Genomic DNA, 24,338 nt, shown 5'->3' with positions numbered 1-24,338 from the left:
GGCGTCAGGGAGGCCCGGAGGCCGCCCGCGGCCGAGGACCGGAAAGCCGGACGGAAAAATGCCGGTCCGCTGCCGGGCCGCGGGTCAGTGCACCCCGGCCGCGACCTCGTCTTCCAGTTCCTCGCCGCCACGGAACTGCGTCTTGTACAGCATGTAGTACGCGCCGCGGCGGGCCAGCAACTCTTCGTGCGTGCCGTGCTCGACGATGTCGCCGTCCTCCATGACGAGGATGGCGTCGGCGTCCCTGATGGTGGAGAGCCGGTGCGCGATGACGAACGACGTCCTGTCCGTGCGCAGCGCGGCCATGGCGTGCTGGACCAGCAGTTCGGTGCGGGTGTCCACGCTCGAGGTCGCCTCGTCGAGGATCAGCAGCGACGGGTTGGCAATGAACGCGCGGGCGATGGTGATCAGCTGGCGTTCGCCGGCGGAGACCGTGCCGCCTTCGGCGTCGATGACGGTGTCGTAGCCGTCGGGCAGCTGGCGGACAAACCTGTCCACCATGGTGGCCTTGGCCGCCTCCACGATTTCTGCGTCCGTGGCATCCAGGCGGCCGTAGCGGATGTTCTCCCGGATGGTGCCCTCAAACAGCCAAGCGTCCTGGAGGACCATGCCCACCTGGGCGCGCACCTGCTGCCGGGGCAGGGTCCGGGTGTCGATGCCGTCGAGCAGGATCCGTCCGCCCGTGAGCTCGTAGAAGCGCATGACTAGATTCACCAGGGTGGTCTTGCCGGCACCCGTGGGCCCCACGATCGCCACCGTCTGGCCGGGCTCCACCATGAAGGAGACGTCCCGGATGAGCGGGCTCGCGGGGTCGTAGCTGAAGGAGACCTGTTCAAAGGCGACGTGGCCGTCCGTCTGGGCTGGCAGTTCGGCGGTGGCGCTGTCCAAATCCTGTTCCTCGGCGTCGAGCAGTTCAAAGGTCCGCTCTGCCGAGGCCACGCCGGACTGGATCATGTTCGCGATGCCGGCCATCTCGCCGATGGGCTGCGAGAATTCCCGCGAGTACTGGATGAACGCCGTGGCGTCGCCGAGTGTCATCTGCCCGGTGGCAACCCGCACTCCGCCGACGACGGCGACCAGCACGTAGGAGAGGTAGGAGACAAACTGCATGGCGGGCATGATCATGCCGGAGACGAACTGGGCGCCAAAGGCGGCCTTGTAGAGCTTCTCGTTGCGCTCGTCGAAGACCTCCAGCATTTCCGCATCACGGCCGTAGGCGCGGACCAGTTCCAGTCCGGAGAACGTCTCCTCCACATGCCCGTTGAGGGATCCGGTGTTCTTCCACTGCGCGGCAAACATTTTTTGCGACCGGGAGCCGATGACGCCGGCAATGATGGCCGACAGCGGCAGGGCGATCAAGGCGATCAGGGCCAGCTGCCAGGACACGATGAACATCATGATGCCGATGCCCACGATGGTCAGCGCGGACTGGACCAGCTGCGAGAACGCCTGCTGGAGCGCGGCCTGGATGTTGTCGACGTCGTTCGTGACACGGGACATCGTCTCACCCCGCTGCCGGGTGTCGAAATAGCCCAGCGGGAGCCGGTTCAGCTTGCTCTCAATGTCCTCGCGCAGGCGGAAGACGACACGCATGACGAGCGCGTTGAGCAGGTACCCCTGCAGCCACATCAGTGTCGAGGCAACCATGTACAGGACCAACACAACCACGATCAAGCGGCTGAGCTGGACAAAGTCGATGCCCTGCCCCGGCACAATGTGCGCTTTGACGAGCATGTCCGCGAACTGCCCGTTCCCGGCGGCACGCTGCGCGGCGGCAATGGACTCCAGGGGCACGCCGGCGGGGAGCTGCGAGCCGATGACGCCGTTGAAGATGGTGTCCATGGCGGCGCCGAGGATCTTCGGCGCAATCACGGTCAGCACCACCGATGCCGCCACCAGCGCCACCACCAGCGAGAACTGGCGGCGCTCCGGGCGCAACAGTACTGTCAGCCGCTTGACCGAGGGCCAAAAGCGTTTCGCCTTCTTGGCCGGCGCGCCACCGAACATGTCGCCGTCGGTGCTTCTGGGCTCGTAGTCGGTGCCAGCCTCCTCGGTTTCCACCGGCGCCTGTGTCTTGTTCCGCCGCGCCATCAGGCAACCCCTTCAACGCTGAGCTGCGACTCGACGATTTCCCGGTATGTTTCGTTGTCCTCGAGCAGTTCGTCGTGCGTGCCGGCCCCGACAACGTCGCCGTTGTCCAACACGATGATGTGGTCGGCCTCGCGAATGGTCGAAACCCGCTGGGCGACGATGATGACCGTTGCACCGTCCGTGGCGCCGTGCAGCGACCGGCGCAGCCTCTCGTCGGTGGTGACGTCCAGGGCCGAGAAGGAGTCGTCAAAGAGGAACACGCGGGGTCGGGCCGCCAGCGCACGGGCGATGCAAAGACGCTGGCGCTGGCCGCCGGAAACGTTGGTTCCACCCTGTGCAATGGTCTCCGCCAGGCCCTTGGGCTTGTCTTCCACAAAGTCCTTGGCCTGGGCCACCTCGAGTGCGTTCCAGATGTCTTCATCGCTGGCCGAGGGCCTGCCAAAGCGGATGTTGGAGGCGACGGTGCCGGAGAACAGGTACGGCTTTTGCGGCACCAGCCCCACGAGCCCGGCAAGCTGGGACCGGTTGAGCTCGCTGACGTCCACCCCGCCAATGCGCACCGAGCCGCCCTGGGGGTCGAACAGCCGGGGAATCAGGTTCACCAGCGTGGACTTGCCGGAACCGGTGGACCCGACAATCGCCGTAGTCCGCCCTTCCCGGGCCGTGAAGCTGACACGGTTCAACACGGGACGTTCGGCCCCGGGGTAGCCGAAGGAGACATCCTTGAATTCGACGGCGTGGCCCGCCGGCGTGGCCGTTCCACGTGGTACGGCGAGGCTGGGCCGGGTGGCGAGGACGTCGTCGAGCCTTTCCGCCGATACCGCCGCGCGGGGGATCATCATGACCATGAAGACGCCCATCATGACGGCCGTCAGGATCTGCAGCAGGTACTGCAGGAAAGCAGTCAGCGAGCCAACCTGCATCTGGCCCGCGGCGACGCGGTGCCCACCAAACCAGAGCACGGCCGCGGTGGCCAGGTGCAGGATCATCATGATCAGCGGGAACATCAGGACAAACAGGTTGCCGACGCGGACCGACACGCGGGTCAGGGCGAGGTTGGCGTCGCGGTAGCGTTCGGTCTCAAATTTTTCGCGGACAAATGCCCGGATCACCCGGATGCCGGCGATCTGTTCGCGCAGCACGCCGTTGACCGTGTCGATGCGTTCCTGCATTTCGCGGAACAGCGGCAGCAGCTTGATCACAAGGGAGCCGACCACCACAAACAGGAGGGGGACGGACACCCACACCAGCCAGGACAGGCCCACGTCCTCCCGCAGGGCCATGACGATGCCGCCAATGCACATGATGGGCGTGGACACCATGAAGTTCAACGCCATCAACACCAGCATCTGCACCTGCTGGACGTCGTTGGTGTTGCGGGTGATCAGGGTCGCCGTGCCGAAGCGGCTCACGTCGAGCGCGCCGAGCGCGTTGACGCGGTGGTAGACCTCGCGGCGGAGGTCGCGTCCGATGGCCATGGCCGTGCGGGCGCCGAAGTAGATGCCGCCGATCGCCGCCGCAACCTGGATGAAGCACACCATGACCATGGTGAAGCCGGTGGCCCAGATGAAATCGGTGTTGCCCTTGGCCACGCCTTCGTCGATGACCTTGGCGTTGAGGCTGGGCAGGTACAGGGCGGCGATGGTGGAGATCAGCTGCAGCAGCAGCACGGCAATAATGGAACCCCCATATGGCCGTGCGTGGCGCAATGCCAGCCGAGCGAGCTTCACTAATTTCCCCAGTTCACATCCGTGCCCGGCATCCGCCTGACCTGAACATTAAACACGCCCGCCGCCGCTGTGGCAAATGTCACAACAGCCGTTGAGCGTGCGGGCGACTGGGCCCACGCGCCCGAGGGCCGCGCCGCGAGGGACCCGCGGCGAGGGCCCCTCCGCGAGGGACGAGCGGTGGGAGGGCGTGGGGATTAGTTCAGCGGACCCGTGGCCCTTTCAGCTGCGGCACGGATGGCGCCGGAACCCACCAGGCGGTCGGCCTCCTCCAGTTCCGGGGAAAGGAAGCGGTCGCTGCCTGGTCCCTGGACCGTCGCCCGGAGCACCTCAAGCACGGCCGCGCCTGCCGGTCCGGGGACCAGTACGCCGTCGGACATTGCGGTCCGCATGTCGATGGCGCGGGTGGCCGTGACGAGCTCGATGGCGAGCACGCGGCGCAGGTTCTCCACGGAACGGCGCAGCTTGCGGGCGGCATGCCAGCCCATGGATACGTGATCCTCCTGCATGGCGGAACTGGGGATGGAGTCCACGGAAGCGGGAACGGCCAGGCGCTTGGAGTCGGAGACCAGGCCGGCCTGCGTGTACTGGGCGATCATCAGGCCCGAGTCCACGCCGGGGTCGCCGGCCAGGAAGGCGGGCAGTCCGTGCGAGCGGGCGGGGTCCAGCATCCGGTCGGTGCGGCGCTCGGCAATCGATGCCACATCGGCGGCAACGATGGCGAGGAAGTCGAGAACGTACGCCACTGGGGCGCCGTGAAAGTTGCCGTTGGAGCTGACCCTGCCGTCGGGGAGCACGACGGGATTGTCGATGGCGGCGGCAAGCTCGCGCGTGGCGACCATGAGCGCGTGGTCCACGGTGTCGCGGGCAGCGCCGGCCACCTGCGGGGCGCAGCGCAGCGAGTATGCGTCCTGCACGCGGGAGTCGCCCACGCGGTGTGAGGCCACGATGGGCGAGTTGGCGAGCACGCGCAGCATGTTGTCGGCGCTGGCGGCCTGGCCGGGATGCGGACGCAGCTCCAGGTGCAGCTCGGGCAGGAACACCTGGTCCGTGCCGAGCAGGCCCTCGACGCTGAGCGCGGCGGTGATGTCCGCCGTCGTCAACAACAGGCGCAGGTCGGCGATGGCCATCAACAGCATGCCGAGCATGCCGTCGGTGCCGTTGACGAGGGCCAGGCCCTCCTTCTCGGCCAGTTCGATGGGCGTGATGCCGGCTTCCGCGAGCAGTTCGGACACGGGCCGGTCCTTGCCCCCAAAGTGCGTGCCGTCGGGGCCGACGGCCTCGCCCTCGCCCATGAGCACCAGCGCGCAGTGCGAGAGGGGTGCCAGGTCGCCCGAGCAGCCCAGCGAACCGAATTCACGGACCACGGGAGTGATGCCGGCGTTAAGGACGGCCACCATGGTCTGGACAACGACGGGGCGCACGCCGGTGCGGCCGCTCGCCAGGGTCTTCGCGCGCAGGAACATCAGCGCGCGCACCACCTCGCGCTCCACGGCCGGACCCATGCCAGCGGAGTGGGAACGGATGAGCGATTTTTGCAGCTGGGTGCGCATGTCCTCGTGGATGTGGCGGTTGGCCAGGGCGCCGAAACCGGTGGAGATGCCGTAGGCCGGGGTGTCGGAGTGCGCCAGCGTCTCGATGTGTGCCCTGACGCGTTCGACGCCGGCGAGCGCCTCGTCGCTGATGGTCACCTTGGCGTTGTGCCGGGCGACGGCGATCACGTCGTCGGGGGTGACACCGGATGAGGAGAGGGTGACTTCCTGGGACAGGACGGCGGCGATCATGGTGGATCCTTTGGGTTGTGGCGGTCTTAGCTTCCACTATGGCGCTTAACGGCGCGGATTTCTGCCCCCTGACCGGCGCTGTGTCCGGGATTCCAGACTCCCCAACCGACGCTCCTGCAGATCCCGGGCAGCTTCGCCCGACGCTCCTGCATCACCACCCGGTCGACGTCCGGCGGTTGGAAGGCATGACCCGCCGTGCAGAATCGGTGGTGCAGCTGTTGCGACCTGGTGAATCGGCGGTGCACATATGGTGGCCTCGGGCCCGGTTTGCCCGCAGGAGCTGCACCGTCGATCCTGACAACGTGGCGGCGTATGGTCGGGGGCGGGTGCCGCAACTCGAACGGATCTGGTGCACACAAGTTCGGCCGGCGGCAGGCCCTCCCTCCGCTACTGCACGTGCGTCCGAAAAAACACCCTCGCCAATCTGCGGGAGCGTCGGCGTGGAGGGCCCCCAAGCTGCAGGAGCGTCCCCAAAAACACCCCGGATCTGCAGGAGCGTCGGCGGGGAACGCTGGGCGAAATCAGCCCTCGCGGCGGCCGTAGATCCGGGTGGACAGCTCGCCGGCCACGTCGGTGACGCGCTGGGCCAGGGCCGGCCACTCCCCCGGGGGCACCTTCGCGGCCAGGAACGTCACGGCCACGGCGGCCACCGGCCAGCCCAGGTGGTCCGTGACGGCGGCGGCCACGGAGCCAAACCCTTCCGTGATCTCGCCGTTTTCGGTGGAATAGCCGCGCTGGCGGACCTGCTCCAGGTGGGCGGACAAGGTGGAGTACTTGCCAATGGGGTCCGGAACGTCGGTGCGCGAGCTGAATGCCGCCGCGTTGGGATACAGCGCCCGGACCTGGGACTTCGGCAGCGCCGCCAGAATCGCGCGGCCGCTGGCGGTGAGGTGGCTGGGGAGCCGGACGCCGACGTCGGTCACCAGGGACGGGCGGTGCTTCGCCCTCTCCTCCACGATGTACAGCACGTCACGTCCGTGCAGGACGGCCAGGTGCGCGCTCTCGCCAATCCGGTCCACCAGGGCGGCCAGCAGCGGGCGGCCCAGCCGGGACAGCGGCTCCTGGCGTGAATAGGCGCTGCTGAGCTCAAAGGCGGCGATGCCGAGCCCGTAGCGCTGCTCCTCCGGCAGGTGCATGACAAATCCGCTGGCCTCCATGACTCCCAGCAGGTGGTAGACACTGGAGCGCGGCAGGCCCAGCGTGGAGGCTATCGTGGAGGCCGCCAGCGGCCCCCGTTTGGAGGACAGCAGCTTCAGGATGCGCAGCGTGTTGTCCGCCGCGGGCACCTTGGACGGGGTCCGTGTCGATTCTGTCATTGTTCCCTCGCCGACCGGTCCGTCCATTGCTGCCTCCACCCTTGCCGAAATGGAAGCCGCCGCGGGGCGGCTGTAGAGTATTGGGGTCTCTAATCCCAGATTATCCGGCATTGGCGGACGGTCTCCAATCCAAGACAGCAACGCTTGGGGGGCCGGTCGGCACGGGCGCGGCGTGATGTGCTGGAGCCCACACCTGGACCGCCAGACCCCCAACACCAAAGGTTTTTGCATGCAAAACGCAGGCCTCTCGCTGACCCGTGGACTCAACGCACGCCACATCCGCTTCATGGCCCTGGGATCGGCCATCGGAACGGGCCTGATTTACGGCTCCGCCTCAGCCATCCAAAGGCGGGGCCGGCCGTGCTGCCGGCGTACCGCATCCTGTACGGCCTCTCCCGCCAGGGCCACGCGCCGGCGGCCTTCTGCAAGATTTCGCGCACGGGCGTGCCCTGGATGACTGTGGTGATGATGACAGGCGTGCTCCTCGTGGGCGTGGTGCTCAACGCGGTCATCCCCGAGGAGGTGTTCCTGGTCATCGCGTCGATCGCCACCTTTGCAACCGTCTGGGTGTGGGCCATGATCCTGGCGTCGCATGTGGCCATGAAGCGTGAAATTGCCCGCGACTCCCTTGCACCCTCGGCGTTCCCGGTGCCCCTGTGGCCCCTCGCCTCCGCGCTGACCATCGTCTTCATGGCCGCGATCGTGGTGGTGCTGGGCCTCGTCCCGGACACCCGCGTGGCCCTCTGGGTGGGCGGCGCCTGGCTGCTCCTGCTGGTCCTGGCCTTCCGCCTGTGGGTCCGCGGTGACGGACGACGCCGGCCCGAGCTTCCCGACGAGACCGCCCCTGCCGCCGTGGTTGACATGGAGGCGGAGCCGATCCGCTCATAGCCCGGCGGTGCCGAAATCGGCGGCCCGCCTTCTCCCTGTGCCGCCACTGCACGGCTGCGGTTCCAGCGGTGAATCTGGCCGCCGTATCCGTACGTCCGGCGCGCTAAAGGGCGTCTGTGAGGGCTAGGGGGCGTCTGTGAGGATGGCCGCGCTGTGGCCGAACTGGCGGACCTTCGCGTCGTCCCACAGCTGGGCCGGCATGGCGCCGCCAAGCAGGGCGCGGGGCAGGCCCGACCCGCCACCCAAGGGCGCGTCGCTGCCGGCAATGATGATGTTGCCGGAGCGGCGGCCCTTGAGCATGGGCGGGTCGGCGATGATGACCGTGTGCGCGAACGCCGCGGCGATCGTGGCGGCCTCGCGCCGGGCCGTGGCCAGCGCGGGAGAGTCCCCGCAGTTGACCGCGTAGACGCCGCCCGGGCCGAGCACCCTGGCAGCCGCGGCCGTGAACTCGGCCGTGGTCAGGGCATGAGGCGTCTTCGCCCCGGAAAAGACGTCCCGGATGATCAGGTCCCGGCTGGCGCCGGCCAGCGATTCGGTCACCTCGCGGGCCTCGCCCACCCGGATCTTCAGCAGCGGCGCCCGGGGCAGGTCAAACCAGTCGCGTACGTAGTTGGCGAGCCTGCCGTCGATCTCCACCACCACATTGCGGGAACCGGGGTAGGCGGCCACGAGGTAGCGGGGCATGGAGCAGGCCGCGCCGCCCAGGCTCAGCGTCCGCAGCCTGGCGTCGGGCGCCCAGCGGTCCTGCACCAGCGCCATGATCCAGCGCATGTACTCAAATTCCAGGCGCAGGGGTTCCGCCAGGTCGATGTGGGAGCTCTGCACGCCGTTGAGCATGAGCAGCCAGCCGTTGGGGTTGTCGCCGTCCGGAACCAGTTCCGCCGTCCCGGTGTCGGTGGAATACAGCCCGGGGGCGGGGCCGGGAGCCGCGGGAACGGACTCGACGGCGTCCTGGTTCCTGGGAACGCGCCTGCGGCCCATCAGGCAGCCGGGGCTGACTCGGACCGGGCGGCCCGGACCATGCGCACGGTGGGCAGCTTGTGCCAGTCGTCGCCCAGGACGTCGCGGGCGCCGTCCATGAAAAACCCGTTCCTGGCATAGAAGGCCTGGGCACGCGGGTTGTCCTCGAGGACCCACAGGAAGGCCGCCTCGCGGCCGATGACGGCGTCGAGCAGCAGCTGCCCGGCACCGCCGCCATAGCCGCGCGCCAGGATGTACAGCATGTACAGCTCCACCGGGGCCGGCGCGTCGGGGTGTTGGGCGGGACCGCCGGCCGCCAGCCCAAGGAGCCCTTCGTCGTCGTACGCCAGCAGGGGGGCGCGGCCGGCCGCAATGCCCTTCCGGAGGTTCTCCACGCGCCCGGGCAGAGTGTCCCGGCGCAGGGCGAAGAATTCCGGCGGCAGGTGCCGGCCGTAGGCTTCCTGGTGGCAGCAAAGGTGCAGGGTCATGACTGCCTCGGCGTCGTCTGTGGTGGCGGGGCGCAGCGCGATGGTCATTCTGCCAGCGTAGTGCAGGGGCTACCTCACCACGGCGATGGCGAAGCCGTCCCAGCCCTTGGACCCTGCGGTCTGGATGGCGGTGGCGTCCAGCGCATCGCTGGCGCCCATGAAGTCGAGCGCGGACCTGATGGCGGCGGCGTCCGGATCGTCGCCCGGGTCCAGGATGGCGCCTTCCCAGACCACGTTGTCCATGACGATCACGCTGCCGGGGCGGGTCAGCGCCAGCGCGCATCGCAGGTAGTTGGTGTCGTTGCCCTTGTCCGCGTCGATGAACACGAAGTCGTAGGGTTCGCCGCCCTCGAGGGTTCGCAGCGTGTCCAGCGCGGGCCCCACGCGGATGTCCACGAGAGCGCCCACGCCGGCGGCGTCGATGTTTTTGCGGGCGACCGCGGCGTGCTCCGGAAGAAACTCGCAGGTGGTGAGGTGTCCGCCGTGGGGCAGGGCACGGGCCAGCCAGATGGTGCTGAACCCGGCCAGCGTGCCGATCTCCAGCACGCGCCGGGCGCCTTGGATCCTAGCGAGCAGCATGAGCAGCTTCCCGGCCGTGGGCGCCACCTCGATCCGGGGCATGCCCGCCGCGTCGATGCTGGAAATCACCGCGTCCATGGCATCGCCGCCCCTCACGAGCGTGGTGGACAAGTACTCCTCGACCTCAGCCCAACCGGGCCGGCGCAGATGCTCAACCATGCTCCCAGCGTAGGCCACCTTGCGCGCTGCGGACAGGGGCATGGCACGACGGCGGCTACTCCCCCAGCGTCCCCAGCGCGCCTTCCAGCCGCTCCACCTTGCCGGTGAGCTCGCCGGTGTGGCCGGGGCGGATGTCCGCCTTCAGCACCAGGGACACGCGGCTGCCGTAGTGGCCCGCCGCCTCCGTGGCACGCTTGACCACATCCATGACCTCGTCCCAATCACCCTCGATCTCCGTGAACATGGAGCTGGTGCGGTTCGGCAGCCCGGACTCGCGCACGACTTTCACCGCGGCGGCCACCGCGGTGTGGACCGAGGCGTCGTCACCGGTGCCTGCCGGTGCGTCCACGGGGGTGCCGCTGGGCGCCACTGAAAATGCCACAATCATGGATGTCTCCTCAAGGTTTGGTGTTCCCTCCCATTATTGCCCCGGACACAGCGCGGGGTCTGCGCGAGGGGGATGCCCTGCGCAAAACTGCGCTTCACGCTGGGCAAAACTCGACTTGGATTGCGCCCCCGGTACACCCGGGGCAAAACCCGGCACGGGTTTGGCCCCACGGAAAAGTCCGCCGCCGCGGCCAGTCACGCGTGCCCACAAAACCGGCGAGACGATCAGGGCCAGCCCAGCAGCCGCAGTCCGGCGGCGGCCAGCGCGCCGACGATCACCACCACCAGAAACGGCGCCTTGAGCCAAAGCGCCAGGGCCGCCGCCACGAGCGCGCCAACGCGCGCGTCAAGCACCACGGCGGTGCCGCTGGCTGCCGCGTTGACCACCGTGAGGGACGCCAGCAGCCCGATGGTCAGTGTTCCGGCAACGCGGGACATTCGCGGATTCGAGAGCACCCTGGCCGGGACCAGGTACCCCAGCAGCTTCGTCAGGTAGGCCGCCCCGGCGGCAACCAGCACCCAAATCCACAGAGTCATGGCGCCTCCCCGTCCCGGAGCGCGTCCTGGCCGAGCGCGTCCTGGCCGGGCCGGGCCTGGCCCGGTAGGTCCGAGCCGACGCGGTCCCGCCCGGCGCTTTCCGGGCCGGGGCGGGCAGGACGCGGCGTCCCGCCCTCGTGCCTGTACGGTTCGATGTCGGGCTCCAGCCCGTCGCCCACGTGGCCGGGGGCGTGCGCGGGCGTGGCGCCGTGCCGGAACCAGCCAATCAGCCCGGCGACCACGGCGGCCACCAGGATGGGCACCCCTGGCGCAACCAAGGGGACCGCCAGCAGCGTCACCACGGCGCAGACCGCCGCGATCGCGGCAGGCTGCACGGCACGGATCCGCGGCCACAGCAGGCCCAGGAACGCGGCCACCGCCGCACCGTCCAGGCCCCACTGCCTAGGGTCGCCCAGTGCGTCACCAAGAAATGCCCCGGCGGCAGTGAAAGCATTCCACAGTAGGTATATACCCAGGCCGGCCACCCAGAAGCCGCGCTTTTGCTCGGAAGGGTCGATCTGGCCGGTCGCGGTGGCGGTGGATTCGTCGATCGTGACGTGGGCCGCGGCAAACCGGCGCCACCCGGTGGGCCGCAGGAGCGCGTTGAGCTGCATCCCGTACACGCCGTTGCGGATGCCAAGCAGGGCCGAGGCGCTCATGGCCGCCACGCCGGTCCCTCCCCCGGCAATGACGCCAATGAATGCGAACTGCGAGCCGCCGCTGAACAGCAGCAGGCTCAGCGCAATGGTCTGCCAAAAGTTCAGGCCGGAGGCCACGGACAGCGCGCCGAAGGACACGCCGTACAACCCCGTGGCGATGGCAATGGAGGCGCCGATCCTGGCCGCGGGCGATTCCCTGAGCGTCATGGGCGGCGGAGGCGCCAGGCCCACACCACCAGGGGGACCTGCAGGGGCAGCCGCACGGCATGGATCCGCCGGGCAGCCCGGGTCCCGCCCGCGCCGAACGCGCGGCGGAGCGCAGAGACGTGCCCGGCGGTAAACCCCGTGAACATGACCGCCGTGGCGGTGGCGGCGGCCTTGCGCGTCCCGGGCAGCAGCAGGCCGGCGGCGGCCAAAACCTCGGGAGCCGCTGACGCCAGCACCCAGTTGCGACGGGTCATGAGGCCCAGGCGGCCGCCCTTGTCAGTGCACAGGACGGGCGGCACCACCGGGTAGTAGAAGGCGGGGTTACGCACATGGTTGACGGCGCTGGTGCCCAGCAGGGCGGCAAGGGCCAGGGCGCTGGCGGTTCGCGGTTTCATGGATCCATGGTTGCACGTCAGGACGACGTGTCCTGCGGCGCGCCCAGTGGACGGGCGGGCTTCCGGCCGTCCGTCCGGCCCCCGCCGGACGCCATGCTCAGCTGCTCGGTGCCGTGCAGCGCATCGGCAGCCCGCACCAGCGCCAGATGGGAGAAGGCCTGCGGGAAATTTCCGGCCATCCGCCCGTGCTTCGTGGCATATTCCTCGCTGAGCAGCCCCACCTCATTGGCCAGGCCCACCAGCTTGTCCATCAAGGCCTCGGCGTCGTCCTGCCGCCCGGAGTGCGCGTACTGTTCCACCAGCCAGAAGGAGCAAGCCAGGAACGGATGCTCCCCGGCCGACAGTCCGTCAATGCCGGAGGTCGTCCGGTACCGCAGGATCAACCCGTCATCGTCCACGAGTTCCTTTTCCAGCGCCGCCACGGTGCCCAGCATTTCGGGGGAATCGTAGGGCACAAAGCCCACCTGCGGGATCACCAGCAGCGAGGCGTCCGTGGCCGCGCCGTCGTAGGTCTGGGCAAAGGTGTTCAGCTCCGTGTTGAAGCCGTGCTCCATGATCTCGCCGCGCAATTGTTCACGCAGTGCCTCCCAGCGCTCCACCGGCCCCTTCAGCCCGTGGTTGCGGACGGCACGGACGCCGCAGTCAAACGCGGCCCACATCATGACGCGGGAATGCGTGAAGTACTGCAGGTTCCCGCGCATCTCCCAGATGCCGTGGTCCTTGTCCGCCAGGTGGCGCTCCACAAACGTCAGCATGGCCAGCTGCAGGGGCCAGGAGAAGTGGTCCTCCTGCCCTCCTGCCTGGCGCAGCTTCTCCAGCGCCACGAGGACCTCGCCCACGACGTCGGCCTGGTACTGCCCCACGGCCCCGTTGCCGATGCGCACCGGCGCCGCGCCTTCATAGCCGGGCAGATGCTCCAGGACACCCTCGGGCAGTTCACGTTCCCCGCCCAATCCGTACATGATCTGCAGGTCCTCCGGGTCGCCGGCCACGGCGCGCAGAAGCCAGTCGCGCCACTTCATCGCCACGTTTTCGTACCCGTGGGTGAGCATGGCCTCCAGCGTCAGCGCCGCGTCCCGCAGCCAGCAGTAACGGTAGTCCCAGTTGCGGGAGCCGCCGAAGTCCTCCGGCAGCGAGGTGGTGGGGGCTGCCACAATGCCACCGGTGTCCTCATGTGTCAGGGCCCGCAGCACCAGCAGTGAGCGTTCCACCATGGGGGCGTACTTCCCGTCGTGGCTGCACTGCGCCGCCCAGCCGTCCCAGTACTCCAGGGTCTGCGCCAGTGCGGAGTCCAGGTTGATGTCGCGGGGGACGGGCCGGTGGGACGGGTACCAGATGAATTCCTGTTCCACCCTTTCCCCGGCAGCCACCGAAAACCTGCCGGCATGTTTGTGGTCGTCGGCGCGCGGCAGCTCCTGCCCGCGCAGCACCAGGGCGTCCGGGCCGGCCACGGCGAGAATGATCGAATGGCCGGCGTGGTGGTGGACCCGGCGGACCCAGGGCAGCACCGATCCGTAGCCGGGGCGGATGGTGATTTCCTGCTGGAATTCAACGGTCCCGGTGACACCGTCGATCCGCCGGACCACGGAAGCCCGCCTGTCCCCGATCGGCATGAACTCCGTGACGCGGGCCGTCCCCGTGGCGCTTTCCCACAGCGTTTCCAGCACGAAGGTGCTCCCCACATAGTTGCGGGAGACCACTTTCCCCTCGACGGGGGCCAGGCGCCAGCGTCCGTTATGCTCGTCCCCCAGCAGCGCGGCAAACACCGCCGGCGAGTCGAAGCGTGGAAAGCACAGCCAGTCCAGGCTGCCGTCGCGGCCCACGAGGGCGCCGGTGTGGAGATCGGAAAGCAATGCGTAGTCTTCTATCCGTGATGCCATGTGTCCATGCAACCACATGCTGCAGGGGCTTGGCAGTGAGCGGGGTCAGGCGGGGCGCCGGCCGCCGGCACTAGGCGCCCGGCCAAGCATGGCCCTGATGGCGGCCGGCCGGTTGGTCGTCACCTCGGCCACGCCTGCATCCAGGCACAGTTGGAGGTCCTCCGCGGTATCCACGGTCCAGACCCGGAGGGTGCGCCCCGCGGCCAGCCAGCGGGCGGCGTTGCCCGGGTTGGCACGCAGGTAGGCGACGCCGGGCCCGGCCAGGTGGGCGGCGCCGTCGTCCAGCAGCGCCTCCCCGTTGGCCAGCAGTTCGCGCCCGGCCCCGGTTTCCGCGTACTGAAGCAGCTGGCAGAGCATCGCCGCCGGGACATGGCCGGACAGGTACTTGACGGCCTCGGGATGGAAGCTCATGAAGGACACCTGCACCTTGCCGGCCATCGAGCGCGCGGCGGACCAGCCACGCGCGCCAAGCGCTTCCAGGGCGGCGTCCACGAGGGCGGGGTCGAATAATTCCCCGTATTTGAACTCAAGGGCCAGCGCCATCTCCCGCCCGGCCCCGGCCAGGATGTCCAGCAGCCCGTCCAGCGTCAGCAGCTGTTCCCCCACGCGGCCGTATTCCGGCGGGATGCGGGCGCCTTTCCACGACGTGAAGTCCAGCCCGCACAGCTCCTCGAGCGTGTGGGCGCCCACTGGGCCGCTGCCGTTGGACGTCCGGTCCAACGTGTCGTCGTGAATGAGGACCAGGGCTCCGTCCGCGGTGAGGTGGAGATCGCCTTCCACCCCGTCGGCGCCGTCGGCCAGGGCCTGCAGGTAGGCGGCGCGGGTGTGCTCGGGGAAGCCGGCGCTGGCACCGCGGTGGGCGAATATCTGCTCGATCATGGCATCACGCTACGCTTGCTGCATGGCGCAAACACAACAGCCGGGCACGCTCCCGGCGCCCGTTCCGCAGCCCGACGCTGAAAAGGCGGCGGCGCTGCGCCGGATGAAAAACATTGCGCTCGGCCTGCTGATCGCCATGGCCGTGGTCTTTTGCCTGGCCTTTGCCTTCCAGCGCGACTACCCGTGGCTGGTGTACGTGCGGGCGGCCACCGAGGGGGGCATGGTGGGAGCCCTGGCCGACTGGTTTGCCGTGACGGCCCTGTTCAAGTACCCGATGGGGCTGAAAATCCCGCACACCGCCATCATCCCCAACCGCAAGGACGACATCGGCGCGTCGCTGGGCGAGTTTGTGGAGACCAACTTCCTCTCCGAAACCGTGGTGGCGGAGAAGCTGGCCAAGACACAGATCGCCCAGAAGGTGGGCGCCTGGCTGTCCAAGCCGGCCAGCGCGCAACGGGTGGCCACCGAAGGCGCTGCCGCCATGCGCGGCGCCATGGCCGTGCTGAAGGACGACGACGTCCGGGACATCATCGAATCCATGGTCCGCAAATATCTGGTTGACCCGCCGTGGGGGCCCCCCATCGGCAAGGTGGCGGAGCGGGTCTTTGCCGACGGCCACCATCACGCCCTGGTGGACCTGCTCGTGGACCGCTCCACGCTGTGGATCCAGGCCAACCATGACACCATCTCCGGGCTGGTCTCCGACCGCTCCCCCAGCTGGGTTCCGCAGTTCGTGGACGGACTGGTGGGCGACAAAATCTACACCGAGATCTACAAGTTTGCCCGCGCCGTCCAGAAGGACCCGCACCACGAACTTCGCATGCAGCTGGACAACTACCTAGCCGACCTGGCCCAGGAACTGCAGCACGATCCGGCCATGATTGCCCGCGTTGAAAACATCAAGGCCCAGGTCCTGGGGGATCCGGAAGTGCGGGACCTCGCCGGGCGGACGTGGGAGACCATCAAGAACGCCCTCTTTGACGCCGTCGAGGATCCGCGGTCGGAGCTGCGCCTGAAGTTCACCGCCGCCGTGCAGGACTTTGGCACCCGCCTGGCCACCGACGTCGAACTGGCGGCCAAGGCCAACGCGTGGATTTCCGACGCCGCCTCCTACCTGGTCCGCACGTACAAGCACGAGATCGCATCCATCATCACGGACACGGTGGAGCGCTGGGACGCGGTGGAGACCAGCGAAAAGATCGAACTGCAGGTGGGCAAGGACCTGCAGTTCATCCGCATCAACGGCACCGTGGTGGGCTCGCTCGCCGGCCTGGCCATCTTCACGGTGGCCACGCTGATCTTCCACTAAGCCCCGCGGGCGGCCGGGATCAGCGCTTCCCCCGTGACGGCTTCGTGGCTTTGACAGCGTCCAGTTCGGCCAACAGCTCGGCGGGGATTTCCAGCGGCGCCGGGCCGAAGGCTCGCTGGGTCGAGGCGACGACGGCCCGGCCCATCATGTAGTTGCCCACGCCGCCCACGGCGGCGCCGATGCCGAACGGCAGCGCCTTGCCCACCACGGACGCGCCGCCCCTGACGGCGACCTTTTTCAGGAACTTCTTTTGCATCGAGGCGATGACGCCCTTGACCGCCGAGACCGGCATGGACTTGCCGACTGTCTTGCCCCATGCCTGCAGGGGCGTCCTGCCGTTGCCCAGGGCATGGCCGGTCAGGCCGGAGAGCATGGCGGTGCCTTCATCGCCCAGCATGATCGCCATGACCGTCAGCCGCGCCCGTTCGGGATCGGCCAGCCGGACGCCGTGGAGTTCGGCCACGGACTGCGCGTAGAGGGCGGTGGCCTCCAGGAAGACCACGGTGGCGGCGGCGGAGATGGAAAGCGCCGCCACGGTGCCGATGCCGGGCACGATGGCCGTGGCGCCGATGGCCGCCCCGCCGCCGCCGACCCCGTGGAGGAAATCCCGCTCGAGCCGCCGGCTGAGCTCAAAGGCCGTCGCGTCCGGGTTTTTCCTGCGCAGCCGCCGCAGGTTGGCCAGCACCAAGGGCCGCTGGACCTCGACGGCCTTCAGCAGCATCCCGTGGACGGCCGGGCGGGGCCTGCCCTTCGCGTCGAAGGCGGCCGCCGCCGCCAGCCCGACGGCGGGGTTCGGCTTGCCGGCGGACCTGCCCAAACCGGCCTTTTCCACATCCTTGCGTGCCATGCGCTCCCTGACTGTTGACGTAGTCCCAGCGTAGCCGCCCATGCCCGCCGCGGGTCGGGAACCGGCGGAAACGCCGCCCGGCCCGGCCCGCCCGGAACTCAGCCTGCGAGCGCGGCGGACGTTCCGGCGTCGTGCTTAACGGAGGTTCCGAAGATCCGGGTACTCAGGGCCAGGAACAGCAGCACCATGCCGGCGGAAAGGAGGGTGTGGCCCATGCCGGCGATGCCGGGGATGGCGGCCGAGACGTCGGTGGCGCCGTTGACCTGCAGCATGCCGTGCCACACCATCATGGCCGCGGTCAGCACCAGTCCGGCGTTGTAGGTCCAGAAGAACCAGCTGAACAGGCGGGACGCGGAGAGCGTGAACAGCTTCTCCAGGACCAGGACAATGAGCAGCACAATGAAGCCAAGCGTGAGCAGGTGCGTGTGGACCACGGAGAGCTGCGTGAACCCGGTGAAGTCCTTGCCCTTGGTGAACTCGCGGTAGAACAGTCCGGAGAGCACGCCGATGATCATGTAGGCGAACGCGGAGTAAAAGAGCTTCTTCATGAAATGTCCTTTGCTGGTGGGCCCCTGGTCGGGCCTTTGCCTCCAGCCTATGGACGCGCACGACGCCGGCCATCAACCTTTTGGTTGAACCGGCGGCGCCATTGGACTGCTTTGGGGACGGGTGCTTTCGGCGACATTCAGCGCGGCGACGTTCAGCCGATCTCCTTCGCGCAGTGTGGCGGCTGGCAAGCCGTTGTGCCTCATGGACACCTCGCCGCCGCGTGCCACTGTGACCTCGAAGCCGGCTGCCTTGCCCGCCATCGTTCCCCCTAGCCCCGCGGCACGAACGAGCCGGGGACGTTGGCCGTCAGGAAGGACGCACCGTCGCTGAGCTCGTCGGCGCGGATTTTGTGTCCCAGACCGTCGTAGCGTGCCTGCTGGAGATCGGTGTTTGCGGCGAGCCATGCGGCGGTGAACGCCGTGGCGTCCGGGTTGATGACAAGGTCCGCCGCGTCTCGGGCCCAGTAAAACGGGACCTTCGGTTCCAGCGGCTCCATGGCACCGAGCAGTTCGTTGTGCAGCACAAAGCCGGAGAGCCCCACTGCTGCCGTGAACGCCGCCGGCCGCAGGCGCAGGAGCGTGGTGGCCATGGCCATGCCCTGCGAAAAGCCCAGCAGGGAGATGCTGCTGAAGCCGTGGCGGGCCGTCTCGGTGTCCAGCCACGCCAGCAGTCGTGAGGCGGCCCCGATCACCTCGGCGAAGTCGTTGTCGAGGAAGTAGTCCAGGAGGAACCAGCCGCGGGCCCCGCCCACGTCCAGAGCGCCGCGGGGCGCGGCGCAGGTGAAGCCCTTCGGCATCGAGCCGAAGAGTTCGGCCATGCGCACTTCGCTGGAACCGTAGCCGTGCAGCATCAGCAGCAGCGGCGTGCCCGGGCGCTCCGCTTCGGGCCGGGACCAAGCGACATTCTCCATGGGGCCAGCCTACGCACCGGCCGGCCCGCACGGCTGGAATCCGCGAAGCGGGGCGCCAGTCTGCGCTGCGGGCGGTGCCAAGCCGCGGGGGCGGCGCGAAGAGACGCCGTTCTCGGCGCGGGCACGCGGTCCGCGCGGCGACCATCCGCCGTGAATCTTTGTTTATGTGGTTTCCTATTGACAAACGCAGATAAACGCAGATACAGTGATCTGAAACAACATCACGTGATGTCCGTCACGTGAATGGCAGGAAGAAGGAGCCCCATGTTTGCAGAAGAACGGCACCAGCGCATCGCCGAACTCGTCGGCGCGCAGGGCCGCGTCGGCGTCAACGAGCTGGCCGACCTTTTTTCCATCACGCAGGAAACCGTCCGCCGCGACCTTGCCTCCCTCGAGGACGGCCGCATCCTGCGGCGGGTGCACGGCGGCGCCGTGGCCCTGGACCGGCTCAGCCGCTCCGAGCCGAGCCTTCTGGAACGCCAAGGCCGGCGGCTCGATGAAAAGCAGCGCATCGCCGAAGCCGCCCTGGCCCTGATCCCGCAAATGCAGACAGTGTCCATCTTGCTCGATTCCGGCAGCACCACGGGCGCCCTGGCCGACAAGCTGACCACCTGGGCCCCCGCGAACGACGGCGACGAACTCCTGGCCATCACCAACTCCCTGCCCATCGCCACCACGCTGGGCAGCAACATGCACCTGCTGCTGGACATCCTGGGCGGCCGCGTCCGCGGCCTGACCAGCGCCGTGGTGGGGGCACGGGCCACGGAACAGCTCGGCGCCCTCCGCCCCGACATCGCGTTCCTGGGCGCCAACGGCGTCCACGCCGACTTCGGCCTGAGCACCCCGGACCCCGTCGAGGCGGCCACGAAGACCGCCATGGTGCGGGCCGCGCGCCAAATCGTCATCCTTGCCGACGCCTCCAAGCTGGGCGTCGAAACCCTTGTCCGCTTTGCCACCCTTGAGGAGGTCGACACCCTGATCACCACGGCAGCCCCCGCCCCCGATCTCGCCGCCGCACTGGAAGCGGCCGGCGTCGAGGTGGTGCTGGCATGATACTCACCCTGACACCCAACCCGAGCCTTGACCGCACCATCGAGCTTCCCGGCCCGCTGGAGCGCGGCGAAGTGCAGCGTGCCATCGCCGCGTCGGCGCATCCGGGCGGCAAGGGCGTGAACATTGTCCGCGCCCTGACGGTCTCCGGCACCGACGCCCTGGCGCTGCTGCCCGGGGACGCAAGTGACGACGTCGTGCTGGCCCTGCAGCGCGAGGACATCCCGCACCTGTCGCTGCCGATCGGCGCGCCGCTGCGCAGCAACGTGGCCGTCACCGAACCCGACGGCACCACCACCAAGGTGAACGAGCCCGGCCCGGTGCTCTCCGCCGCGCAGCTCGCAGCCCTCCTGGAGCTGGCCGTGGAGAAGTCCGACGGCGCCTCCTGGCTGGTGCTGGCCGGTTCCCTCCCCCCGGGGGCACCGGAAGGCTACTACTCCCACGTGATTTCCGCGGTCCGCGCCCGGTATGGCGACAGCTCACCCCTCATCGCCGTGGACTCCTCCGGCGCCCCGCTGGCGGCCAGCGTGGCCGCGTGCCCGGACCTCCTCAAGCCCAACGCCGAGGAACTCGCCGAGCTGACCGGAATCGGCGACGGCCCGTCATTGGAGGAGGATCCCTCCCTGGCGGCTGCCGCGGCACAACACCTGGTGGACCGCGGCACGGGCGCCGTGCTGGCCACGCTGGGTTCCAAGGGCGCCGTGCTGGTCACGGCCGCAGGCAGCTGGCTGGCCACCGGGCCCGCCATTGTTGCCAGAAGCACCGTCGGCGCGGGCGACTCCGCCCTCGCCGGATATCTGTTGGGCACGTTGCGGGGGGACTCCCCCGCAGCATGCCTGCAGCAAGCAGTGGCCCATGGGGCGGCCGCTGCTTCCCTCCCCGGAACCCTGGTTCCCGCTTTGCACCAAACCCACCCCGACGCCGTCACCGTGACGGCCCTGGACGCACGTCTTGGAGAACTCTCATGACCACATTGATCAACACCGACCTGGTGGTGCTGGACGCCAATCTCGGCGCCGACACCTCCGCAGTGATCCGCCAGCTCGCCGGCATGGTTGCCGGCGCGGGCCGGGCCACCGGCGTCGACGCGCTGTATGCCGACGCCCTGGCCCGCGAACAAAAGACCGCCACGGGCGTGCCCGGCGGCATCGCCATCCCGCACTGCCGCTCCGAAGCAGTTTTGGAGGCCACCCTGGCCATGGCCCGGCTGGACCCGGCCGTGGACTTTGGCGCCAAGGACGGCCCCGCGGACATCATCTTCTTCATCGCGGCCCCCGCCGGCGCCGACAACGAGCACCTGAAGCTCCTGTCCAAGCTGGCCCGCTCGCTCATCAAGAAGGACTTCACCGCCGCCCTCCGCGCGGCGAAGACGCCGGCGGAAATCGTGGCCCTGGTCGACGGCGCGCTGGCCGACACCCCGGCAGGCGCGGCGGCCCCAGGCACGCAAGCGCCCGCCGCCGCCGTGTCCGCGCCCCGGCGCCTCGTCGCCGTGACGGCCTGCCCCACGGGCATCGCCCACACCTACATGGCAGCGGACTCGCTGGTCGAGGCGGCCAGGGAGGCCGGCGTCGAACTTCAGGTGGAAACGCAGGGCTCCGGCGCCGTGACGCCGCTGGACCCGGCCGTCATCGCCGCCGCCGACGCCGTGATCTTCGCCGTCGACGTCGATGTCCGCGGCAAGGAACGCTTTGCCGGCAAGCCCGTCATCAACGCACCCGTCAAGCGCGGGATCGACGAGCCCGCGAAGATGATCCGGGAGGCCCTCGCGGCCGCCACGGATCCCCACGCGCACCGCGTGCCGCACTTTGGCGCCGAGGAGGCTGCCGAGCACAATGCCGAGGTGGCGGGCGAACACCTGGGCACCAAGGTCAAGAAGGTGCTGCTCACCGGCGTCAGCTACATGATCCCGTTCGTGGCCGGCGGCGGCCTGCTGATCGCGCTCGGCTTCCTGCTGGGCGGCTACGGCATCGCGCTGGGCACCCACGCCGATGACATCCTCACCCACAACACCCTGCTGAACCTGCCCGACGGCGGCAACCTGGCCCTGTACCTGGGTGCCGTGGCGTTCAAGATCGGCGGCCTCTCGATGAGCTTCCTGGTCCCGGCGCTGGCGGGCTACATCGCCTTCGGCATTGCCGACCGGCCCGGCATCGCACCCGGGTTCACGGCCGGCGCCGTGGCCGTCTTCATGGGCTCCGGCTTCCTGGGCGGCCTGGTGGGCGGCCTCCTGGCCGGCCTTGCCGCCTACTGGATCGGCAGCTGGAAGGTGCCCCGCTGGCTGCGCGGCCTCATGCCGGTGGTCATCATCCCGCTCCTCGGATCCATCATCGCCTCCGGCGCCATGCTGCTGGTCCTTGGCGGCCCCATCGCAGCCTTTTCCAACGGCCTGAACCACTGGTTGACGGGCATGTCGGGCGCGTCCGCCGTCGTGCTGGGCATTGTCCTGGGCCTGATGATGTGCTTCGACCTTGGCGGCCCGGTCAACAAGGTGGCCTACGCGTTCGCCGTCGCCGGCCTCGGAACAGGCTCCGCCCTGAACCACGCGCCGTGGGAAATCATGGCGGCCGTCATGGCCGCCGGCATGGTCCCGCCGCTCGCCATGGCCCTGGCCACCGTGATCGACAGGAAGCGCTTCTCCCTGGCCGAACGGGAAAACGGCAAGGCCGCCTGGCTGCTCGGGGCGTCGTTCATCTCCGAAGGCGCCATCCCCTTTGCCGCCGCGGACCCCCTGCGCGTCATCCCGTCCATGATGCTTGGCGGTGCGTTCACGGGCGCAATCTGCATGGCGGCCGGCGTCACGTCGCAGGCACCCCACGGCGGAATCTTCGTCTTCTTCGCCATCGGCAACATCGGCATGTTCATCACGGCCATTCTGGTCGGCATGGTGGTCTCGGCGTTCTCCGTGGTGGCGCTCAAGCGCTGGGCAGTGCGCAGGCCCGTTGATACTGTGGGCGCACCGGAACTTGTCAGCCAGGGCAGCTACTAACCTCGAAGGAGCCGTTATGCAGAGCTATGTTGGAGTCGGCGTCACCCCCGGCCGCGTGGTGGGCCCCGTCCGCCTCATGCCGCCCGCGCTGAGCGAGCCTCCGGCTGGGGAACGGCTTCCCGCTCCCGACGGCACGGGGACCCCACCCGAGGAGGCCGCCGCCGCGGCCCTGAAGGCGGCGGCCGCCCAGGTCAAGGCCGAGCTGGCCGGCCGGGCGTCCCGCGCCTCCGGCGACGGCAAGGCGGTCCTGGAAGCCACGGCGCAGATGGCCGGGGATCCCATGCTGATCAAGGCCGCGGTCAAGCTGATCAACGCCGGCTCCTCCGCGCAGCGGGCCATCTGGGACGCCGGAAACGACGTCGCGGCCATGCTCATCAGCCTGGGCGGCTACATGGCCGAACGTTCCCACGACGTCCTGGACGTCCGCTCCCGCATCGTTGCCGAACTGCGCGGGGTCCCCGCCCCCGTCATCCCGGATTCGGACGTGCCGTTCATCCTGGTGGCCGAGGACCTGGCCCCGGCCGACACCGCCACCCTGGATCCCACCAAGGTCATCGCCCTGGTCACGGCCGGCGGCGGGCCGCAGTCCCACACGGCCATCATCGCCCGCAACCTGGGACTGCCCGCCGTGGTCGCCGCACGCGGAGTGGCGGAGCTGGCCGAAAACGCCCTCGTGTACGTTGACGGCGCCCAGGGCCGCATCACCACCGAGCCCGGCGAGGCAGAGCAGGCCGCCGCCGCGAAATGGCGGGAGCAGGCGTCCCTGCTGGGCACGTTCGACGGCGCGGGGCAGCTGGGCGACGGCACCCGGCTTGACCTGCTGGCCAATGTGGGCGGCGCCAAGGATGCCCAGGCTGCCGCTGCCGCGGGGGCCCAGGGGGTGGGACTGCTGCGCACCGAGTTCTGCTTCCTGGGCCACGACACCGAACCGGGCCACGACGAGCAGGTGGCCGCGTACAAGGGCGTCTTTGACGCGTTCCCGGGCAAAAAGGTGGTGGTCCGCACCCTGGACGCCGGCGCCGACAAGCCGCTTCCGTTCCTGACCGACGCCACCGAACCCAACCCGGCGCTCGGTGTCCGCGGCTACCGCACGGACACCAGCTCGCCGGGGGTCCTGGCCCGGCAGCTGGCGGCCATCGCCGACGCCGCGGCCGCCGCCGAGGCCGCCGTATGGGTCATGGCCCCGATGATTGCCACGGCCGCCGAGGCCGCCGACTTTGCCGCCCTGTGCGCGTCCGCCGGGCTTCAGACGCCCGGCGTCATGGTGGAGGTTCCCTCCGCGGCGCTCACGGCCCGCCACCTGCTGGACCGCGTGGAGTTCGCCAGCCTGGGCACGAACGACCTCACCCAGTACGCCATGGCCGCCGACCGCCAGCTGGGCCCGCTCGCCGCGCTTAACGACCCCTGGCAGCCGGCCGTCCTGGCGCTGGTCCAGGCCACCGTCGACGGGGCCGCGGCCCAGGGCCTTTCGGCAGGGGCGCCGCCCAAGCCTGTGGGCGTGTGCGGCGAGTCGGCCGCCGACCCGGCCCTCGCCGTCGTTCTGGCGGGACTGGGCGTGCGCAGCCTGTCCATGACGGCCCGCGCCCTCCCCGCGGTCAGTGCCGTGCTGCGCTCCGTGACCATGGAGCAGGCCCGGGACCTGGCAGGCCGTGCGGTGGCTGCCGCGTCCGCCGGTGAAGCGCGCGAACTGGTCCGGTGCGCCCTGCCGGTCCTGGCTGAACTGGGGCTGTAGCACCCCGGGAAATCATGCC

22 protein-coding genes and 1 pseudogene are annotated in these 24,338 nt (G+C 69.2%); 6 read left to right on the top strand and 17 right to left on the bottom strand.

Going from position 1 to position 24,338, the window contains the following annotated elements:
* Nucleotides 1-84 precede the first annotated feature (84 nt).
* From DMB86_RS03260 to DMB86_RS03245, 4 genes are all read right to left on the bottom strand, one after another.
* Nucleotides 85-2,091 (bottom strand): ABC transporter ATP-binding protein, encoded by a 2,007-nt coding sequence (locus DMB86_RS03260; protein WP_113716529.1) that lies wholly within the window; start codon nucleotides 2,089-2,091, stop codon nucleotides 85-87.
* Nucleotides 2,091-3,821, bottom strand: a complete 1,731-nt coding sequence (locus DMB86_RS03255; RefSeq protein ID WP_113716528.1) for an ABC transporter ATP-binding protein — start codon at nucleotides 3,819-3,821, stop codon at nucleotides 2,091-2,093. Before DMB86_RS03255 ends, DMB86_RS03260 begins: the two co-directional genes overlap by 1 nt.
* Nucleotides 3,822-4,015: 194 nt before the next feature.
* Nucleotides 4,016-5,602, bottom strand: coding sequence for a histidine ammonia-lyase (gene hutH, locus DMB86_RS03250; RefSeq protein WP_113716527.1), 1,587 nt, complete (start codon nucleotides 5,600-5,602; stop codon nucleotides 4,016-4,018).
* 521 nt (nucleotides 5,603-6,123) lie between these two features.
* A complete protein-coding gene (locus DMB86_RS03245) occupies nucleotides 6,124-6,918 on the bottom strand; it encodes an IclR family transcriptional regulator (RefSeq protein ID WP_113719308.1) in 795 nt (264 codons plus the stop codon).
* Nucleotides 6,919-7,278: 360 nt separating this feature from the next.
* Between DMB86_RS03245 and proY the strand changes: the two are divergent.
* A pseudogene (proY, locus tag DMB86_RS03240) lies at nucleotides 7,279-7,806 on the top strand (proline-specific permease ProY); the annotation flags it as partial.
* A 123-nt stretch (nucleotides 7,807-7,929) separates the two neighbouring features.
* Here proY and DMB86_RS03235 read toward each other — a convergent pair.
* The 9 genes from DMB86_RS03235 to DMB86_RS03195 form a co-directional block, all read right to left on the bottom strand.
* Nucleotides 7,930-8,787: a spermidine synthase gene (locus DMB86_RS03235; RefSeq protein ID WP_113716525.1), complete on the bottom strand. Its 858-nt coding sequence runs from the start codon at nucleotides 8,785-8,787 to the stop codon at nucleotides 7,930-7,932.
* Nucleotides 8,787-9,302 carry a GNAT family N-acetyltransferase gene (locus tag DMB86_RS03230; protein ID WP_113716524.1) on the bottom strand — a complete coding sequence of 172 codons (516 nt, stop codon included), beginning with the start codon at nucleotides 9,300-9,302 and terminating at the stop codon, nucleotides 8,787-8,789. The genes DMB86_RS03235 and DMB86_RS03230 overlap by 1 nt, the downstream gene beginning before the upstream one ends.
* A 21-nt stretch (nucleotides 9,303-9,323) precedes the next feature.
* Nucleotides 9,324-9,992 (bottom strand): O-methyltransferase, encoded by a 669-nt coding sequence (locus DMB86_RS03225; RefSeq protein WP_113719307.1) that lies wholly within the window; start codon nucleotides 9,990-9,992, stop codon nucleotides 9,324-9,326.
* A gap of 55 nt (nucleotides 9,993-10,047) precedes the next feature.
* Entirely contained in the window at nucleotides 10,048-10,380 is a 333-nt protein-coding gene (locus DMB86_RS03220; RefSeq protein WP_113716523.1) for a thiamine-binding protein, read from the bottom strand.
* A 224-nt stretch (nucleotides 10,381-10,604) separates the two neighbouring features.
* Nucleotides 10,605-10,916 carry an AzlD domain-containing protein gene (locus DMB86_RS03215; RefSeq protein ID WP_113716522.1) on the bottom strand — a complete coding sequence of 104 codons (312 nt, stop codon included), beginning with the start codon at nucleotides 10,914-10,916 and terminating at the stop codon, nucleotides 10,605-10,607.
* A complete protein-coding gene (locus tag DMB86_RS03210; protein ID WP_129545453.1) occupies nucleotides 10,913-11,782 on the bottom strand; it encodes an AzlC family ABC transporter permease in 870 nt (289 codons plus the stop codon). The genes DMB86_RS03215 and DMB86_RS03210 overlap by 4 nt, the downstream gene beginning before the upstream one ends.
* Complete coding sequence (locus DMB86_RS03205; RefSeq protein ID WP_113716521.1) at nucleotides 11,779-12,177, bottom strand: DoxX family protein; 399 nt, start codon at nucleotides 12,175-12,177, stop codon at nucleotides 11,779-11,781. The genes DMB86_RS03210 and DMB86_RS03205 overlap by 4 nt, the downstream gene beginning before the upstream one ends.
* Before the next feature lie 17 nt (nucleotides 12,178-12,194).
* Entirely contained in the window at nucleotides 12,195-14,057 is a 1,863-nt protein-coding gene (locus DMB86_RS03200) for a glycoside hydrolase family 15 protein (protein ID WP_113716520.1), read from the bottom strand.
* Between the two features lie 45 nt (nucleotides 14,058-14,102).
* On the bottom strand, nucleotides 14,103-14,936 hold the full coding sequence (locus tag DMB86_RS03195) for a glycerophosphodiester phosphodiesterase (protein WP_113716519.1): 834 nt from the start codon (nucleotides 14,934-14,936) through the stop codon (nucleotides 14,103-14,105).
* Nucleotides 14,937-14,958: 22 nt separating this feature from the next.
* Here DMB86_RS03195 and DMB86_RS03190 point away from each other — a divergent pair, with 22 nt between their 5' ends.
* The gene (locus DMB86_RS03190; protein WP_113716518.1) at nucleotides 14,959-16,245 is read left to right on the top strand and encodes a DUF445 domain-containing protein; all 1,287 of its coding nucleotides are present in this window, start codon (nucleotides 14,959-14,961) and stop codon (nucleotides 16,243-16,245) included.
* Nucleotides 16,246-16,264: 19 nt separating this feature from the next.
* Here DMB86_RS03190 and DMB86_RS03185 read toward each other — a convergent pair whose 3' ends face one another.
* The 4 genes from DMB86_RS03185 to DMB86_RS03175 form a co-directional block, all read right to left on the bottom strand.
* Entirely contained in the window at nucleotides 16,265-17,092 is an 828-nt protein-coding gene (locus tag DMB86_RS03185; protein ID WP_227878570.1) for a hypothetical protein, read from the bottom strand.
* Nucleotides 17,093-17,190: 98 nt separating this feature from the next.
* Nucleotides 17,191-17,640, bottom strand: coding sequence for a DUF2871 domain-containing protein (locus DMB86_RS03180; protein ID WP_113716517.1), 450 nt, complete (start codon nucleotides 17,638-17,640; stop codon nucleotides 17,191-17,193).
* Nucleotides 17,641-17,712: 72 nt separating this feature from the next.
* Nucleotides 17,713-17,901, bottom strand: a complete 189-nt coding sequence (locus DMB86_RS20230) for a hypothetical protein (RefSeq protein WP_129545452.1) — start codon at nucleotides 17,899-17,901, stop codon at nucleotides 17,713-17,715.
* Between the two features lie 8 nt (nucleotides 17,902-17,909).
* Nucleotides 17,910-18,551 carry an alpha/beta hydrolase gene (locus tag DMB86_RS03175; RefSeq protein WP_113716516.1) on the bottom strand — a complete coding sequence of 214 codons (642 nt, stop codon included), beginning with the start codon at nucleotides 18,549-18,551 and terminating at the stop codon, nucleotides 17,910-17,912.
* A 264-nt stretch (nucleotides 18,552-18,815) separates the two neighbouring features.
* On the opposite strand from DMB86_RS03175, the gene DMB86_RS03170 reads away from it, so the two are divergent.
* Genes DMB86_RS03170 through DMB86_RS03155 form a run of 4 tightly spaced genes read left to right on the top strand, consistent with a single transcriptional unit; the run spans nucleotide 18,816 to nucleotide 24,319 of the window.
* Entirely contained in the window at nucleotides 18,816-19,604 is a 789-nt protein-coding gene (locus tag DMB86_RS03170) for a DeoR/GlpR family DNA-binding transcription regulator (RefSeq protein WP_113716515.1), read from the top strand.
* Nucleotides 19,601-20,569 carry a 1-phosphofructokinase family hexose kinase gene (locus tag DMB86_RS03165; protein WP_113716514.1) on the top strand — a complete coding sequence of 323 codons (969 nt, stop codon included), beginning with the start codon at nucleotides 19,601-19,603 and terminating at the stop codon, nucleotides 20,567-20,569. Before DMB86_RS03170 ends, DMB86_RS03165 begins: the two co-directional genes overlap by 4 nt.
* Complete coding sequence (locus DMB86_RS03160) at nucleotides 20,566-22,587, top strand: PTS fructose transporter subunit IIABC (protein ID WP_113716513.1); 2,022 nt, start codon at nucleotides 20,566-20,568, stop codon at nucleotides 22,585-22,587. The genes DMB86_RS03165 and DMB86_RS03160 overlap by 4 nt, the downstream gene beginning before the upstream one ends.
* Before the next feature lie 16 nt (nucleotides 22,588-22,603).
* Nucleotides 22,604-24,319, top strand: a complete 1,716-nt coding sequence (locus DMB86_RS03155) for a putative PEP-binding protein (RefSeq protein ID WP_113716512.1) — start codon at nucleotides 22,604-22,606, stop codon at nucleotides 24,317-24,319.
* Nucleotides 24,320-24,338: the final 19 nt, after the last annotated feature.

This window comes from Arthrobacter dokdonellae (assembly GCF_003268655.1).
Taxonomy (GTDB): Bacteria; Actinomycetota; Actinomycetes; order Actinomycetales; family Micrococcaceae; genus Specibacter; species Specibacter dokdonellae.
The sequence above is the reverse complement of the archived record's forward strand: the minus strand, read 5'-3'. Positions and strand labels throughout refer to the sequence as shown.

What these genes read in the sequence shown, in the direction of transcription:
- DMB86_RS03200 (WP_113716520.1), bottom strand. Translation starts at nt 14,057, where the DNA reads ATGGCATCACGGATAGAAGACTACGCATTGCTTTCCGATCTCCACACC.
- DMB86_RS03175 (WP_113716516.1), bottom strand. Translation starts at nt 18,551, where the DNA reads ATGGAGAATGTCGCTTGGTCCCGGCCCGAAGCGGAGCGCCCGGGCACG.
- DMB86_RS03155 (WP_113716512.1), top strand. Translation starts at nt 22,604, where the DNA reads ATGCAGAGCTATGTTGGAGTCGGCGTCACCCCCGGCCGCGTGGTGGGC.
- DMB86_RS20230 (WP_129545452.1), bottom strand. Translation starts at nt 17,901, where the DNA reads ATGGCGGGCAAGGCAGCCGGCTTCGAGGTCACAGTGGCACGCGGCGGC.
- DMB86_RS03160 (WP_113716513.1), top strand. Translation starts at nt 20,566, where the DNA reads ATGACCACATTGATCAACACCGACCTGGTGGTGCTGGACGCCAATCTC.
- DMB86_RS03260 (WP_113716529.1), bottom strand. Translation starts at nt 2,091, where the DNA reads ATGGCGCGGCGGAACAAGACACAGGCGCCGGTGGAAACCGAGGAGGCT.
- DMB86_RS03170 (WP_113716515.1), top strand. Translation starts at nt 18,816, where the DNA reads ATGTTTGCAGAAGAACGGCACCAGCGCATCGCCGAACTCGTCGGCGCG.
- DMB86_RS03230 (WP_113716524.1), bottom strand. Translation starts at nt 9,302, where the DNA reads ATGACCATCGCGCTGCGCCCCGCCACCACAGACGACGCCGAGGCAGTC.
- DMB86_RS03225 (WP_113719307.1), bottom strand. Translation starts at nt 9,992, where the DNA reads ATGGTTGAGCATCTGCGCCGGCCCGGTTGGGCTGAGGTCGAGGAGTAC.
- DMB86_RS03245 (WP_113719308.1), bottom strand. Translation starts at nt 6,918, where the DNA reads ATGACAGAATCGACACGGACCCCGTCCAAGGTGCCCGCGGCGGACAAC.
- DMB86_RS03205 (WP_113716521.1), bottom strand. Translation starts at nt 12,177, where the DNA reads ATGAAACCGCGAACCGCCAGCGCCCTGGCCCTTGCCGCCCTGCTGGGC.
- DMB86_RS03210 (WP_129545453.1), bottom strand. Translation starts at nt 11,782, where the DNA reads ATGACGCTCAGGGAATCGCCCGCGGCCAGGATCGGCGCCTCCATTGCC.
- DMB86_RS03215 (WP_113716522.1), bottom strand. Translation starts at nt 10,916, where the DNA reads ATGACTCTGTGGATTTGGGTGCTGGTTGCCGCCGGGGCGGCCTACCTG.
- DMB86_RS03220 (WP_113716523.1), bottom strand. Translation starts at nt 10,380, where the DNA reads ATGATTGTGGCATTTTCAGTGGCGCCCAGCGGCACCCCCGTGGACGCA.
- DMB86_RS03180 (WP_113716517.1), bottom strand. Translation starts at nt 17,640, where the DNA reads ATGAAGAAGCTCTTTTACTCCGCGTTCGCCTACATGATCATCGGCGTG.
- DMB86_RS03190 (WP_113716518.1), top strand. Translation starts at nt 14,959, where the DNA reads ATGGCGCAAACACAACAGCCGGGCACGCTCCCGGCGCCCGTTCCGCAG.
- hutH (WP_113716527.1), bottom strand. Translation starts at nt 5,602, where the DNA reads ATGATCGCCGCCGTCCTGTCCCAGGAAGTCACCCTCTCCTCATCCGGT.
- DMB86_RS03195 (WP_113716519.1), bottom strand. Translation starts at nt 14,936, where the DNA reads ATGATCGAGCAGATATTCGCCCACCGCGGTGCCAGCGCCGGCTTCCCC.
- DMB86_RS03165 (WP_113716514.1), top strand. Translation starts at nt 19,601, where the DNA reads ATGATACTCACCCTGACACCCAACCCGAGCCTTGACCGCACCATCGAG.
- DMB86_RS03185 (WP_227878570.1), bottom strand. Translation starts at nt 17,092, where the DNA reads ATGGCACGCAAGGATGTGGAAAAGGCCGGTTTGGGCAGGTCCGCCGGC.
- DMB86_RS03235 (WP_113716525.1), bottom strand. Translation starts at nt 8,787, where the DNA reads ATGGGCCGCAGGCGCGTTCCCAGGAACCAGGACGCCGTCGAGTCCGTT.